Below are 14,550 nucleotides of genomic sequence, written 5' to 3' on the forward strand. Positions count from 1 at the left end.
GCATTGGACATAAGATGACACCCATAATCCGGGGCGATGTGAGCGGCGCGTGACGATTCCCGCGTTCTCGGACCTTTCTGCGCCGGGACGTTGAAGGATCAGCCGCATGGACCATACCGCCGCACTCGTGTCGCTCGCGACCTCGGTGCCACCGCATCAGTTCCGCCAGAACGAGGTGATGGAGGCCGCACGCGTGGTGCTGTCGCCGCGCTTTCCGCAGTTCGACACGATGGCGAGCCTGTTCGCCAACACCGGCATCCGCCAGCGCTACGGCGTCAAGCCGATCGAATGGTACATGGAGCGCCGCGGCTGGCCCGAGCGCACCGAGGCCTATCTCGAAGGCGCCGAGGCGCTGTTCATCGATGCGACCAACAAGGCGCTCGCGCAGGCCGATCTCGCAGCCGCCGACATCGATACCATCGTCACCGTGAGCTCGACGGGCATCGCGACGCCGACGCTGGAAGCGCGCGTCGCCGGGCGCCTGGGTTTCCGCGCGGACGTGTCGCGCGTGCCGGTGTTCGGCCTAGGCTGCGCCGGCGGCGTCTCGGGCCTGTCGATCGCCGCGCGGCTGGCGCAGGCCCGGCCCGGCACCAATGTGCTGTTGGTGACATTCGAATTGTGCACGCTCGCCGTGCGCCATGATGAGTTGACGAAAGCCAACATCGTCGCGCTGAGCCTGTTCGGCGATGGCGCCGCAGCGGCGATCCTGCGCGCTGGCGATGGCGGCGCTATCAGGGTCGAGGCGACCGGCGAGAAGCTGTGGCCGGATACGCTCGACATCATGGGCTGGAGCGTCGATCCTGAAGGCTTCGGCGTCATCTTCCAGCGCACCATTCCTGACTTCGTTACCGAGAACATGGGCCCGGCCGTCAACGAGATTCTGGACCGGATGAAGCTCGCGCCTGCCGACGTCGACCGCTTCGTCTGCCATCCCGGCGGCGCCAAGGTGATCACGGCGCTGGAGCGCGCGCTGTCGCTCGGCCAGGGCACGCTGGATCATGAGCGCGAGATCATCGCCGACTACGGCAACATGTCCGCGCCGACCGTGCTGTTCGTGCTGGAGCGCGCCCGCGCCCGGGGCTTGCCGCCGCGCTCGGTGCTGACTGCGCTCGGACCTGGGTTCACCGCAAGCTGCGTATCATTGAGGAACGCCGCATGACCTTCGCCGCCTTCGTCCTCGCCCTCGTCACCATGCAACGGCTCGGCGAGCTCGTGCTCGCCCGCCACAACACCAAGCGCCTGCGCGCCATGGGCGCGATCGAGGTCGGGGCGGATCATTATCCGCTGATGATCTCGATGCATGCGGCCTGGCTGGTGTCGCTGTGGCTGCTCGGTGCCGACCAGGATGTCGACCCGTGGCTGCTGTCGGGCTTCGTGCTGCTGCAGGGTCTGCGCTGGTGGGTGCTGGCGACGCTCGGCCCGCGCTGGACGACGCGCATCATCATCCTGCCCGGTGCGCCGCTGGTGACCGATGGTCCCTATCGCTACATCTCGCATCCGAACTATCTGGTGGTCGCAGCCGAGATCGCGCTGCTGCCGCTGGCGCTGCATCTGCCGCTGATCGCGTTGATCTTCTCAGGCCTGAATGCGGCGGTGCTGTTCATCCGCATCCGCGCCGAATCGGAAGCACTCACCGGCATCGGCGGCGGCCAGACCGCATGAGCGCATCGGCCGCGCCGCAGGATCGTCCGAGCCTCGCCACCTGGCTCGGCTTCATCCTGATGTGCGTCGGCATGTTCATGGCGATCCTGGACATCCAGGTGGTGGCGACGTCGCTGCCGACCATCCAGGAGGCGCTCGGCATCACGCCGGACGCGATGAGCTGGATCCAGACGGCGTATCTGATCGCCGAGATCATCGCCATTCCGCTCACCGGGCTGCTCACGCGCGTGTTCACGTTGCGCTGGCTGTTCGTCGGCGCCGTCGGCATCTTCACCGCCGCCTCGCTCGGCTGCGCGTTCAGCGGCGATTTTCACACGCTGCTGGCGTTTCGCGTGCTGCAGGGCTTCTTCGGGGGTCTCCTGATCCCCGTCGTGTTCTCCGCCGTGTTCCTGCTGTTTCCACCGCGCCTGCACGCGGTCGCGACGACGATCGGCGGCGTGGTCGCGGTGCTCGCACCGACCATCGGCCCGGTCGTCGGCGGCTTCATCACCAACACCTGGTCGTGGCCCTGGCTGTTCCTGATCAACATCGTGCCCGGCATCATCGCCGCGTTGATGACGCCAAGCCTGCTGCCGAAGCAGCGCATGGATCTCGCGGAGCTCGACAAGCTCGACCTGTTTGCGCTGTTGCTGCTCGCGGTGTCCCTGGCCAGCCTCGAGCTCGGGCTGAAGGAGGCCCCGAAGGGCGGCTGGCTGTCGTCGAACTGCATTGCGTTCCTGGTGCTGAGCGCGTCATGCCTCACTTTGCTGATCCAGCGCCTGCTGGCCTCACCGCATCCGATCCTGCGGCTCGGCAGCTTTCAGCGGCGGTCGTTCACGCTCGGCTGCCTGTCGAGCTTCTGTCTGGGCATCGGGCTGTTCGGCTCGGTCTATCTGATGCCGGTGTTCCTCGCCTTCGTGCGCGGTCACGACGCGTTCGAGATCGGCAAGATCATGCTGGTCACCGGCGTGGCGCAACTGATCGCCGCTCCGCTGGTGACGGCGCTGGACGGCAAGGTCGACGCGCGTCTCCTGACGGCGTTCGGCTTCGTGCTGTTCGGCTTCGGTCTGGCCGCGAGCGCGTTCCAGCCGCCGGCTGCGGACTATCAGGAGATGTTCTGGCCGCAGGTGGTGCGCGGCGTCGGCATCATGTTCTGCCTGCTGCCGCCGACGCGGATCGCGCTCGGCGACCTGCCGCAGGCCGAGGTCGCCGATGCCAGCGGGCTGTTCAACCTGATGCGCAATCTCGGCGGCGCCATCGGCATCGCGCTGATCGACACCATCATCTATGGCCGCGTCGCCATGCATGCCCAGGCGTTTCGCGACCGCCTGCTGGCCGGCGATACCGCGGCGGCCAAGGCGATCGGGCTCGCGCCGGAGCTGCTGCACAACCGGCCGCGCGGCGTCTCGGAGGAGCAGGCGATCGCCTATGTCCGGCCGCTGGTGGAGAAGGCCTCGCTCGCGCTGTGCGTCAACGAGGCGTGGTCGCTGCTCGCCGGTGTCGCGCTGCTCGGCTTCCTGCTGATCCCCTTCGCCCGCGGCAAGGCGGCGAGCCTGTCGCCGCGGATGATGGCGCTAGAGGCTGCGCAGCCGGCGCTCCGGCGACGGCTCGATCAGTTCGGGCCGCGGTCCGGATAGGCGCTTGTGCAGGTGGACCATGAAGGCCATGCCGAACAGCGGCGTCGCCAGGTTCACGATCGGGATGGTGACGAAGGCCGCGATGATCAGCCCCGCGGTGAACACGGTCACCGCATTGTCGCGCCGCATCGCCTTGGCTTCCGCCGGTGGCCGGAATCGCATCGCGGCCAGCTCGAAATATTCGCGGCCGAGCAGCCACGCCGTGGCGAGGAAGAAGATCACGAAGCCGGCGCCGGCCAGGAACACGAAGGGCAGGGCGACCAGATAGATCAGGATGGTGAGGCCGGCGGCCTTGAGGCCCTCGATGATGGCGACGCCGAAGGGCAGGGCGACGCCGGGGCGCTCGGCCGGATAATGCTCGCGCTCGACGAGGTCCGCGACGTCGTCGACGAACAGGCTCGCGATCACCGAGGTGATCGCCGGCATCAGCATGATGCCGCCGAACACGACGCCGAAGCCGGCGGCGATCGAGATGATCCAGGTGAGCACCTCCAGGGTGCCGTGCGAGTTCGGCCCGAGCATGGCCTCCGCCCAGCCCTCGCCGGCGGTCGCGAGCCAGGTCAAGAGCCGCTGCAGCCCGATCGCCAGCACCGTGACCAGCACCAGCGCAAGCCCGATCGCGCGCCACAGGATCGAGCGCATCGGCGGCGACAAAATCTGCGAAATCGCCTTGATGGCGGCGTCGATCATGGCGGGGTCCCTCGCTGCAAAGCCCGCGGCAGAGGTAGACATGCCGGCGGGCTTCGGCAAGTCCGCCGGCTTTGTATCAAAGTTCGGTCGCCCGCAGTCGCAGCGCGTTGCCGACCACGCTGACCGACGACAGCGACATCGCGGCGGCGGCGATGATCGGCGACAGCAGGATGCCGAACAGGGGATAGAGGACGCCCGCGGCGATCGGGATGCCGGCGGCGTTGTAGATGAACGCGAAGAACAGGTTCTGTCGGATGTTGCGCATCGTCGCCGCCGACAGCTTTCGCGCCCGCGCGATACCGCCGAGGTCGCCCCGCAACAGCGTGATGCCGGCGCTCTCCATCGCCACGTCGGTGCCGGTGCCCATGGCGATGCCGACGTCGGCCGCGGCGAGCGCCGGCGCGTCGTTGACGCCGTCGCCGGCCATCGCGACGATCTTGCCGCTGGCGCGCAGACGCGCGACCACCGCGCTCTTCTGCTCGGGCAGCACCTCGGCCTCGACCTCGGTGATGCCGATCTTGCGCGCGACCGCGGTGGCCGTGGTGCGGTTGTCGCCGGTCAGCATGATCACCTTGACGCCGTCGGCCGCGAGCGCCTTCAGTGCCTCCGGCGTCGAGGCCTTGACCGGATCGGCGATCGCAAACAGCGCTGCCGGCTTGCCGTCAACGGCCATCGTGATCACGGTGGCGCCTTCGCTGCGCAGCCGCTTGCTCTCGACGCCCAGCGTATCGGTGATGATGCCGAGTGAGGCTAGATAAGTCGCGGTACCGAGCACGATGGCCCTGCCTTCGACCTCGCCGCGGGCGCCCTTGCCGGTCGGTGCGTCGAAGCCCTTGACGTCGGCGAGCTTGATGTTGCGCTCGGTGGCATGACGGACGACGGCCGCGGCGAGCGGATGTTCGCTGGCGCGCTCAACGCTTGCCGCGAGCCGCAGCGCCTCGGTCTCGTCGAAACCATCCGCGGTGACGATCGCCGTCACCTTCGGCTTGCCCTCGGTCAAGGTGCCTGTCTTGTCGACGACCAGCGTGTCGACCTTCTCCATCCGCTCCAGCGCCTCGGCGCTCTTGATCAGCACGCCGGCCTGGGCGCCGCGACCGACGCCGACCATGATCGACATCGGCGTCGCGAGACCGAGAGCGCAGGGACAGGCGATGATCAGCACGCTCACGGCCGCGACGAGGCCGAAGGCGAAGCGTGGCTCGGGACCGAACGCGTACCACGCGACGAAGGCGGCAACGGCAGCCGCGATCACCATCGGCACGAACCAGCCCGCGACCTGGTCGGCGAGGCGCTGGATCGGCGCGCGCGAGCGCTGCGCGTCGGCGACCATCTGCACGATCTGCGACAGCAGGGTCTCGCGGCCGACCTTGTCGGCGCGCATCACGAAGCTGCCGGTCTGGTTCAAGGTGCCGGCGATGACGCGCTCGCTTTCGGCCTTGGTCACGGGCATCGACTCGCCCGTCACCAGCGATTCGTCGAGCGAGGAGCGGCCTTCGAGAATGATGCCGTCGACCGGCACCTTCTCGCCCGGGCGCACGCGCAGGCGATCGCCGACCGCGAGTTCGGCGATCTCCACCTCATGATCGTTGCCGTCGGCATCGAGCCGCCGCGCCGTCTTCGGCGCCAGCTGCAGCAGCGCCTTGATCGCGCCCGACGTCGCGTCGCGTGCGCGCAGCTCCAGGACCTGGCCGAGCAGGACGAGAACGGTGATCACGGCGGCCGCCTCGAAATACACCGCGACCGCGCCGCCATGGCCGCGGAACGCCGGCGGAAACGCCTGCGGCGCCAGGGTCGCGACCACGCTGTAGACATAGGCGACGCCCGTGCCCATCGCGATCAAGGTGAACATGTTGAGATTGCGCGTCTGGACCGATTGCCAGCCGCGGACAAAGAACGGCCAGCCGGCCCACAGCACGACTGGTGTCGCCAACGCGAGCTGGATCCAGTTCGACAACATCGGATCGATAAAGCCATGGCCGCCGACGAGGTGGCCGCCCATCTCGAGTACGACGACGGGAGCGGCGAGCAAGGTGCCGATCCAGAATCGCCGCGTCATGTCGGCGAGCTCGGGATTGGGCGCGTCGTCGAGGCTGATGACGTCGGGCTCCAGCGCCATGCCGCAGATCGGGCAGGTGCCCGGGCCCACCTGCCGGATCTCGGGATGCATCGGGCAGGTGTAGATCGTGCCTGCCGGCATCGCGGGCGGCGACTCGCGTTCGCCGCGATATTTGTCGGGATCAGCCGCGAACTTGGTGCGGCAGCCGGCCGAGCAGAAATGGAAGGTGTGACCCTCGTGCTCGAAGCGATGCTTCGAGGTCGCGGGATCGACGCTCATGCCGCAGACGGGGTCGATGACTTTTGCCTGGTCATGCTGATGCGCATGGTGCTCATGACCGCCACAGCACGACTGCGCGGCTGCAGGTGCAGTGGCGGCTGCGAGATACTTGGCGGGATCGGCGGCGAACTTGGTGCGACACCCGGCCGAGCAGAAATGGAAGGTGTGACCCTGATGCTCGAAGCGATGCGTCGAGGTCGCCGGATCGACCGACATGCCGCAGACCGGATCCGTGACCTTCGCCGGCTCAGGCGCAGCGCCGGCACGATCGCTGCAACAGTTGTCCGCGGATGCTTGGTTGTGTCCGGTTTCCACCGCGCGCGCGTGCGATCCACAGCCGCATCCGCCCTCGCCGGCGGCCGCGCCACCATGCTCGTGTTTGGTTTCCGACATCGCCCAGCCTCTTGAAACCTATACCCTGTAGGGGTATATAGGCCCCATGCGCGAGGACATCAAGACATCCTGTCAGAAACGTTTGAGCCGGATCGAAGGGCAGGTCAGGGGCCTGTCGAAGATGGTCGAGGACAACCGCTACTGCATCGACATCGTGACCCAGATCTCCGCCGTGAGGGCGGCGCTGCGCCGGGTCGAGGAGGAGATCCTGCGCGACCACGTCGCGCATTGCGTCGAGCACGCGATCGCCTCCGGCGACAAGGCCGATCAGCGGCAGAAGATCGCGGAGCTGATGGACGTGATCGGCCGGTCGGATCGCTGAGCAGAATGGATGACGATCAAACCGCGACCTTGCGCCGTCGGGCAGCCGCGCGCGGCGCGACCTGCCGCACCGGCTCGGCGACGAGGTAATGCTCGTTGACGACGAGCCGTTCGCTGACTTCCTCGATCATCATTTCCTCAGCCGGAACCGGCTGCGCCGCCTCTTCGTCAGCCGCCTCAGGAACGAGCGGCGGCGCTGTGACGGAGCCTGGAAACACGGCGAACTCGCCCGCTACCTCCGCGAGCGGCTTCTGCTTGTCGGCCCAGTGCAGCGTCGTGTAGTCGAATCCATTGACGATGGTCGGCTTGACGATCTCGAAATAGGGCGAGATGTCGAAGTCGCGCGGCATGTAGAGCGACGAATCGCGGATGTGCAGGATCTCGCGCTTGGCGCGCCGTGAGGGGGCGCGCGTGATCTTCGGCAGGATCGGATAGCGGACCGCGTCGAACGCCTGCGCGATCAGCGCCGAGCAGATCATCTTGGTCGGATCGCCCGAACCCAGCGCGATCATGCGCCGCCGCCAGCGTTGCGGAACCGGCATCGGGATCAGATAGCGCATCAGGTCGATGATGTTCTTGGTGTCGTAGCCGAAGCCGATGCGATTGATGGCGTAGCGGCACACCGTGTGCCGGTCCTCATAGGTCAGGCCGACCGGACGGCACACGCGGGTATGATAGGCGAAGTATTTCGACAGCGGCGCCGAGATCACGCCGTCGCCGACATAGGCTTCGACCAGCACATGCGGCTCCCCGTCGGGCTCGACGGCGCCATCGATGGGGCCGACATAGAGCGCGGCGTGCGACCAGGTCGATTGCGTGAGATATTTGATGATGCCGGAGATGCGGCTGTTGCCCTCGACCAACAGCACGTCGCCGGGCTGGACGTCCTTGCGCAGGTAGTCCGGATCGCTCGGCGTGAACGGCTCATAGCCGGGGATCTCCTTCTGGAGATAGGCGGCAATCAGCTTGCCGATCTGGTCGAGCACGATACCCATAACGCTCCCCGGGCGACCTTGGCCGGTCGCCGGCTTTTCCCTTCTTCCATGATGGTCGATTGCGGTTGCAATTTGGTTCATAGTCGAAGCAGTCCGCACGGTATCGCGTTTACCATCCCGGTTGCCGCAGCGCAGCAGATACGGCAAATTCGGTCGGTATTCGTTTCGTTCAAAGCTTTCGGAAACCATGTCATGAACTTCACGCGCCGCGGCTTCCTCTCCGCTTCCGCGGCGCTGGCCGCGCTGCCCATCTCAGGCCGCGCCGCGCAGGCGGCTGTTCCGCGCGAGGCTGACATTGTCGTGATCGGGGCGGGTGCGGCGGGAATCGCCGCGGCCCGCCGGATCGTGGCCGCCAACCGCAAGGTCGTGGTGCTGGAGGCCGCGCCGCAGATCGGCGGCCGCTGCAGCACGGATGTCGCCACCTTCGGCGTGCCGTTCGATCGCGGCGCACGCTGGCTGCTCAGCGCCGACAGCAATCCCATCGGAAGGCTCGCGCGCGGCGTCGGACTCGATCTCGTCGCGGCTCCCGTGGGGCAGAAGATCCGGGTCGGCCGGCGCAATGCGCGGCCTGGCGAGACCGAGCAGTTCCTGGCCGGGCTGGTGCGCGCCAATCGCGCCATCGACGAGGCGGCGCGCGGCAAGCTCGATACCTCCTGCGCCGCGGCGCTGCCGAAAGATCTGGGCGACTGGACCAGCACCACCGCGTTCGTGCTCGGCGCCAGCGCGACCGGAAAGGATCTCGCCGATCTCTCCGCGATGGACAAGGCGCGCGCACAGGGTCGCAGCGCTCCGCTGGCCTGCCGGCAGGGGCTGGGCACGTTCCTCGCCAAGCTCGGCGAATCGTTGCCGTCATCGCTGTCGACTCCGGCAACGCGCGTCGTGTGGACCAACCGCGACGTCGCGGTGGAAACGCCGGCGGGGCGAATCGCGACGCGCGCCGTCATCCTCACGGTGTCGACCAACGTGCTGACATCAGGCGCCATCAAGTTCGCGCCCGAGCTGCCGAAGCGGCAGCTCGACGCCGCCGCCAAGCTCAGCCTCGGCAGCTACGATCACATTGCGCTGATGCTGGCAGGCAATCCGCTCGGCCTGTCGCGGGACGAGGTCATCATCGAGCAGAGCAATTCCAACCGCACGGGTCTGCTGCTTGCCAATATCGGTGGATCGTCGCTTTGTACCGTCGATGTTGCCGGCGCCTTCGGCCGCGAACTATCAGCGCAGGGCGAGGCGGCGATGGCCGACTTCGCCCGGGAGTGGATCGGCAAGCTGTTTGGAAGTGAAGCCGCCGCAGCGGTGAAGTCGTCCGCAGCCACGCGCTGGAACCAGGTGCCGGGCGTGCTCGGCGCGATGTCGGCGGCCACGCCCGGCAGCCAGGGCGCCCGCAAAATTCTCGGCGAACCGTTGGGCCCGCTGTTCCTGGCCGGCGAGGCCACGCACGAAACGCTGTGGGGCACGGTCGACGGCGCCTGGGACTCCGGCGAGCGCGCCGCCGAAGCCGCGCTGCGCCGGATCGGCGCGATCAAGGACGCCGAGCCGGAGCCGAGCAGTGAGCGGCAACGACCGCGCCGTCGCGGCAAGGTGCGCTCGGCCTCGCCGGAGGATTGACCGTCGATCCGCAAACTCATCAGCAAGATGGTGGGCACGGCGCAACTGCGATCTCAAGCGTTGAAATGGCACGGCTGCGCCTTTGCCCACCCTACGGCTGATGCAGGCGAGCTGCCGATTGAAGTACGCCTTGGCTACACAGGCAGCTTCAATTCCATCAGGTCTTTCGCGACCACGATGCGGCCCGTGTAGTTCTTCTTGACGTCCCGCGTCCAGTCCTCGTCCGTCACTTCGGGATCATCACCGGGTACGAAGTGGCTGAGCGCCAGCACTTTCACGCCTGCAGCCGCGGCGATGCGTCCGACGTCTTCCGTGGTCGTGTGACTGTCGAGCAGGTGCTTCTTCAGCGTCGAGCCGTTCTTCGTCTTGGCGACCAGCCGATCGACCGCGGGCACATAGAGGCATTCATGCACGAGCACATCGGCGCCCTTGGCAAACTCTGCAAGCTTCGGGTTATAGGCCGTGTCGCTCGAGAACACGATCGTGCCGTCGGGCGTCTCGAACTTGTACGCGAAGTTGTCGGTGATCGGCGGATGTGGCGTGCGGAACGCGGTTACCGTCACGTCCGCCGTCTTCAGCACGACGCCGTCCGCGTCGATATCCTTCGCGACCAGGAGTGGCCGCGGATCTGGCCGGCCTTCGTCCGCGATGCGGGTGTCGACGTCGAACTTGTTAGTTTCCCAGAAGCTCCTGGTCATCGCCTCCAGGCCCTTTGGTCCGAACGACTGGATCGGCGTCGACAATCCCGCGGCCCAGGCGTTGTAGAACAGGTTGCCGTATTCGAGATTGTGATCGGAATGGTGGTGGCTGATCAGGATGTACTTGACCGACGGGATCGGAACGCCCGCATTGACGAGCTGACGGCTGACGCCCATGCCGCAATCGATCACGAACGGCGTGCCGTTGACGACGACGAGATTGGCCGGATTCGAAGCGCCCACGCCGACGCGTGGGCCGCCCTTGGTGCCGAGGAAGACGATCCGCGTGCCGGTCTTTGCGCCTTGCGCGAACGCCGCGGGCGCCGCGATGGCGCCGGCCGTTCCCAGCGCGAGCTTGAGCATTGTTCGCCGATGGATCACGGTGGCCTCCCTGTCTGCTTCGTTGCAGGAAGGCTAACCCCGCCCGAGCACGCCGTCGAGGGCCGGCAGGCCGGCGATCACGGCGATTGCGATCAGCGCATAGCAGATGGCGCGAAACAACTGCTCGCTGGCACGGCCGAACAGCGACGCGCCGAACGCGACACCAAGCGCGTAGACCGGACCGATCAGCAGCGAAAGCTTCAGCGAATCCCAGGTGATCAGCCCGCTCATTGCGTAGCTCACCATGGCGAAGAAGTCCGATGCGCCGAAGAACAGCACGATATTCGCTCGCGCGATCTTTGGCGGGATCGGGCGTCCCAGCCAGTAGCCGACGATCGGCGGGCCCCCGGTCTGCGCCAGTCCGCTGCAGAATCCGGAGATATAGCCGACAGCGACCGACAGCGCGGTGTACTCCCTGCCGCGATAGCGCCAGCCGGACAGCAGCAGCGCAAGCAGCGCGATCACGAAACCGGTGATGATCCAGCGTACGGTGACAGGGTCCAGCCGGCTGAGGAAATAGGTGCCCACGGGCACGCCGACCAACGCACCCGCGACGATCACGGCGGTGGCCTTGCGGTCGGCCTCGCGCCAGGCCGGCGCCACCATTGGGGCCATCGATACGAAGTCGATCACCAGCAGCAGCGGCGCGACCAGACGGGGCGTCGCAAAGCTGCTCGCGAGCGGCATGAAGATCAGCGCCGCGCCGAAGCCGGAGAAGCCGCGCGCGGTTGCGGCGATGAAAGCGACGATCGCCAGCGCGACCGCCGCGAACAGGCTGAGATCGGCAGGGATGAGCCCGGACAGGCTCATCCGCGCAACGTGCCGCCGGTCTTCTTGCCAACGTCGGCCGTGATCTTTGCCGCGACGGCGTCGATCTCCTCGTCCGTCATCGTCCTCTCGCGCGGCTGCAGGGTGACGGCGATCGCCACCGACTTCTTGCCGTCCTCGATGCCCTTGCCCTCGTAGACGTCGAACACGGCGACATCGGTGATCAGCTTCTTGTCGACGCCCTGCGCGGCGCGCACGATATCGCCGGCCTTGACCTTGCGGTCGACGATGAAGGCGAAGTCGCGCGACACCGGCTGGAATGCGGACAGCTCCAGCACCGGCTTGGCGCGCGTCGGCTTCGCCTTGGCGGCCGGAATGCGATCCAGGATCACCTCGAAGGCGACGAGCGGCCCGTCGGCTTTCAGCGCCTCCAGCGTGCGCGGATGCAGCTCGCCGAAATGGCCGAGCACGTTCTGCGGTCCCATCTGGATCGTGCCGGAGCGTCCCGGATGCATCCAGGCGGGGCCGCCGGCGACGATCTGCAGCGACGCCATCGGCGCGCCGGCGGCCGCCAGCACGGCGAGTGCATCGGCCTTCGCGTCGTAAGCGCTCGCCGCTTGCGATCCCGTCCAATGTCGGCCGAGACCCTTCGCCGACGCGACGCCACGGCGGATGCCGCTCGCTGCCATGAGCTGGTCCGCGGGGCCATCGCCCTTGAAGATCTGCCCGACCTCGAAGATCGCGGCATCGCCGAAGCCACGATCGGCGTTGGCCTGCACGGTTGCGATCAGTCCCGGCAGCAGGCTCGGCCGCATGTCGGAGAGATCGGCGGCAATCGGGTTCGCAAGCGCGAGCTCGGCCTTGCCGCCGCCGAACAGCTCGGCCGCCGGCTTGGAAATGAACGACCAGGTCACGGCCTCGACCATGCCGCGCGCCGCCAGCGCGCGCTTGGCGCGCCGGGTGCGCAGCTGGATCGGCGTCAGCACCGGCTTGCGCGGGGCATCGCCGCGCTCGAACGGCGTCATCGGCACCTTGTCGACGCCGACGATGCGCACGACCTCCTCGACGAGGTCGGCCTTGCCATGCACGTCGCTGCGCCAGGAGGGCACCGCGACCTTCACGACCGGGCCGTTGCCGGCGACCACGAAGCCGAGATGCGTCAGGATCCGCCGCATCTCAGTCAGCGGCACCTCGATGCCCGCCAGCCGCTTCACCTCGGTCAGTGGGAAATCGATGATACGGTCATCACCAAACGGATTGCCGACGACGATGGTCTCCGACGGCGTGCCGCCGCAAAGCTCGAGCACGAGCCTGGTCGCCATCTCCAGGCCCGGCACCATGAAGGCCGGATCGACGCCGCGCTCGAAGCGGTAGCGCGCGTCGGAATTGATGCCGAGCTTGCGGCCGGTCTGGGCGATGTTGATCTCGTTCCACAGCGCCGATTCGATCAGCACGTCGGTGGTGCCTTCGTCGCAGCCGGAGGTTTCGCCGCCCATGATGCCGGCGAGCGATTCGACGCCGGAATCGTCGGCGATGACGCACATCGAATGGTCGAGCGTGTAGGTCCGGCCGTCGAGCGCGAGCAGGGTCTCGCCGTCACGCGCGCGGCGGACGACCAGATTGCCCTTCACCTTCTTGGCGTCGAACACGTGCAGCGGACGCGCGCGGTCGAAGGTCATGTAGTTGGTGATGTCGACCAGCGCGTTGATCGGGCGCAGGCCGATCGATGTGAGGCGCTGCTGCAGCCACTTCGGCGACGGGCCGTTCTTGACGCCGCGCACCAGTCGCAGCGCGAAGCCCGGACAAAGCTTCTCGTCCTCGACCGTGACCTTCACCGGGCAGGGGAGCTCGCCCTTCGCCGGCTTGATGCCGGGGTCCTTCAGCTTGCCCATGTCGGCGGCGGCGAGGTCGCGGGCGATGCCGTGCACGCCGGTGCAGTCCTGGCGGTTCGGCGTCAGGTTGATCTCGAACATGGGATCGCCGAGGCCGGCCCACTCCGCGTAAGGAGTGCCGATCGGCGCATCCTCCGGCAGCTCCATGATGCCGTCGTGATCGTCGGAAATCTGCAGCTCGGCCGCGGAGCACAGCATGCCACGGCTCTCGACGCCGCGGATCGTGCCGACCGAGAGCGTGATGTTCTTGCCGGGGATGTAGGTGCCGGGCGGCGAGAACACCGACACCAGGCCCGAGCGCGCGTTCGGCGCGCCGCACACCACCTGCACCGGCGCGCCACCGTCGCCGGTGTCGACCATGCAGACGCGTAAGCGGTCGGCGTTCGGGTGCTGCTCGGCGGAAACGACGCGCGCGATTCTGTACGGCGCGAGCAGCTTCGCCTTGTCCTCGAGATGCTCGACCTCGAGGCCGATCATGGTGAGCTTGTCGGCGAGCGTCTCGACCGGCTCGTCGGTGTCGAGATGGTCCTTCAGCCAGGACAAAGTGAATTTCATGGCTGCATGCCTCGGATCTTGCTGGTGTTTGTATCGTGTGTGTTGGCTTCGTATGTGCCGTCTTGGCCGCTTGCACAGCTCTCTCCGCTCCCTCCCCCCTTGTGGGGGAGGGTTGGGGAGGGGGGTAAGCCACGGGCGCGGACGGCGAGAGCCTGACGGATGGCTTCAACGACGCCTTCCAAGTTCGAAGTCACCTGCTCGTTGGTGAAGCGGTGGACTTCAAAGCCTTCGGCTGCGAAGAATGCGTCGCGTTGGGCGTCTCTTGCCTGCCGTTCGGCGAAATCATGCGATTCCCCGTCGAGTTCGATGACAAGCTTTGCCGAGAAGCAGACGAAGTCAGCAATGTAGTTACGAAACGGGACTTGGCGGCGAAAGCTGGCGCCATCGATCCGGTTCGCCTTGATGTAGCGCCAGAGCAGTGTCTCGGCGCGCGTCATCGCCTGGCGAAGTTGCTTCGCCCGGCGGCGATGGCGCTCGCTGACAACTGCGTGCGGCATCCGGGGCTACCCCCCTCCCTGACCCTCCCCCACAAGGGGGGAGGGAACGGAGAAACCGGTGGTTGTCGAAGCGCGCGCGCGGGGGATCCAGCTCTCCCCCGCAAGCGGGAGAGGGAGTCCTACCGCCCGAGCGGAGACAGCG

At 67.2% G+C, this 14,550-nt stretch carries 12 protein-coding genes; 5 read left to right on the forward strand and 7 right to left on the reverse strand.

All coding sequences use genetic code 11. The annotated features are described in order from the left end of the window. Nucleotides 1-106: 106 nt before the first annotated feature. From QW868_RS09385 to QW868_RS09395, 3 genes are read left to right on the forward strand one after another with little or no spacing between them, the layout of a single operon-like run. Nucleotides 107-1,159 (forward strand): type III polyketide synthase, encoded by a 1,053-nt coding sequence (locus tag QW868_RS09385; protein WP_315770652.1) that lies wholly within the window; start codon nt 107-109, stop codon nt 1,157-1,159. Then, entirely contained in the window at nt 1,156-1,662 is a 507-nt protein-coding gene (locus QW868_RS09390; protein ID WP_315813479.1) for an isoprenylcysteine carboxyl methyltransferase family protein, read from the forward strand. The genes QW868_RS09385 and QW868_RS09390 overlap by 4 nt, the downstream gene beginning before the upstream one ends. Next, on the forward strand, nt 1,659-3,278 hold the full coding sequence (locus QW868_RS09395; protein ID WP_316230405.1) for a DHA2 family efflux MFS transporter permease subunit: 1,620 nt from the start codon (nt 1,659-1,661) through the stop codon (nt 3,276-3,278). The genes QW868_RS09390 and QW868_RS09395 overlap by 4 nt, the downstream gene beginning before the upstream one ends. Here QW868_RS09395 and QW868_RS09400 read toward each other — a convergent pair. Beyond that, nucleotides 3,216-3,968: a sulfate transporter family protein gene (locus QW868_RS09400; protein ID WP_315740375.1), complete on the reverse strand. Its 753-nt coding sequence runs from the start codon at nt 3,966-3,968 to the stop codon at nt 3,216-3,218. The two genes, QW868_RS09395 and QW868_RS09400, sit on opposite strands and share 63 nt — an antisense overlap. Nucleotides 3,969-4,044: 76 nt before the next feature. Beyond that, complete coding sequence (locus QW868_RS09405; RefSeq protein ID WP_316230406.1) at nt 4,045-6,696, reverse strand: heavy metal translocating P-type ATPase; 2,652 nt, start codon at nt 6,694-6,696, stop codon at nt 4,045-4,047. Nucleotides 6,697-6,742: 46 nt separating this feature from the next. Between QW868_RS09405 and QW868_RS09410 the strand changes: the two genes are divergently transcribed. Continuing rightward, nucleotides 6,743-7,018, forward strand: a complete 276-nt coding sequence (locus tag QW868_RS09410; RefSeq protein ID WP_315716843.1) for a metal-sensitive transcriptional regulator — start codon at nt 6,743-6,745, stop codon at nt 7,016-7,018. A gap of 16 nt (nt 7,019-7,034) precedes the next feature. On the opposite strand, the gene QW868_RS09415 is transcribed toward QW868_RS09410, so the two are convergent. Continuing rightward, nucleotides 7,035-8,012: a YiiX/YebB-like N1pC/P60 family cysteine hydrolase gene (locus QW868_RS09415; RefSeq protein WP_315758191.1), complete on the reverse strand. Its 978-nt coding sequence runs from the start codon at nt 8,010-8,012 to the stop codon at nt 7,035-7,037. Nucleotides 8,013-8,204: 192 nt separating this feature from the next. Here QW868_RS09415 and QW868_RS09420 point away from each other — a divergent pair, with 192 nt between their 5' ends. Further along, entirely contained in the window at nt 8,205-9,617 is a 1,413-nt protein-coding gene (locus QW868_RS09420) for a flavin monoamine oxidase family protein (RefSeq protein ID WP_315740372.1), read from the forward strand. 134 nt (nt 9,618-9,751) lie between these two features. On the opposite strand, the gene QW868_RS09425 is transcribed toward QW868_RS09420, so the two are convergent. From QW868_RS09425 to QW868_RS09440, 4 genes are read right to left on the reverse strand one after another with little or no spacing between them, the layout of a single operon-like run. After that, nucleotides 9,752-10,696: an MBL fold metallo-hydrolase gene (locus QW868_RS09425; RefSeq protein ID WP_316230407.1), complete on the reverse strand. Its 945-nt coding sequence runs from the start codon at nt 10,694-10,696 to the stop codon at nt 9,752-9,754. 33 nt (nt 10,697-10,729) lie between these two features. Continuing rightward, nucleotides 10,730-11,506: a sulfite exporter TauE/SafE family protein gene (locus QW868_RS09430; protein ID WP_316230408.1), complete on the reverse strand. Its 777-nt coding sequence runs from the start codon at nt 11,504-11,506 to the stop codon at nt 10,730-10,732. After that, nucleotides 11,503-13,911 carry a phenylalanine--tRNA ligase subunit beta gene (pheT, locus tag QW868_RS09435; RefSeq protein WP_316230409.1) on the reverse strand — a complete coding sequence of 803 codons (2,409 nt, stop codon included), beginning with the start codon at nt 13,909-13,911 and terminating at the stop codon, nt 11,503-11,505. Before pheT ends, QW868_RS09430 begins: the two co-directional genes overlap by 4 nt. Beyond that, the gene (locus QW868_RS09440) at nt 13,908-14,408 is read right to left on the reverse strand and encodes an endonuclease domain-containing protein (protein WP_315740368.1); all 501 of its coding nucleotides are present in this window, start codon (nt 14,406-14,408) and stop codon (nt 13,908-13,910) included. Before QW868_RS09440 ends, pheT begins: the two co-directional genes overlap by 4 nt. Nucleotides 14,409-14,550: the final 142 nt, after the last annotated feature.

It is taken from the genome of Bradyrhizobium sp. SZCCHNR1051, from assembly GCF_032489615.1.
GTDB lineage: Bacteria > Pseudomonadota > Alphaproteobacteria > Rhizobiales > Xanthobacteraceae > Bradyrhizobium.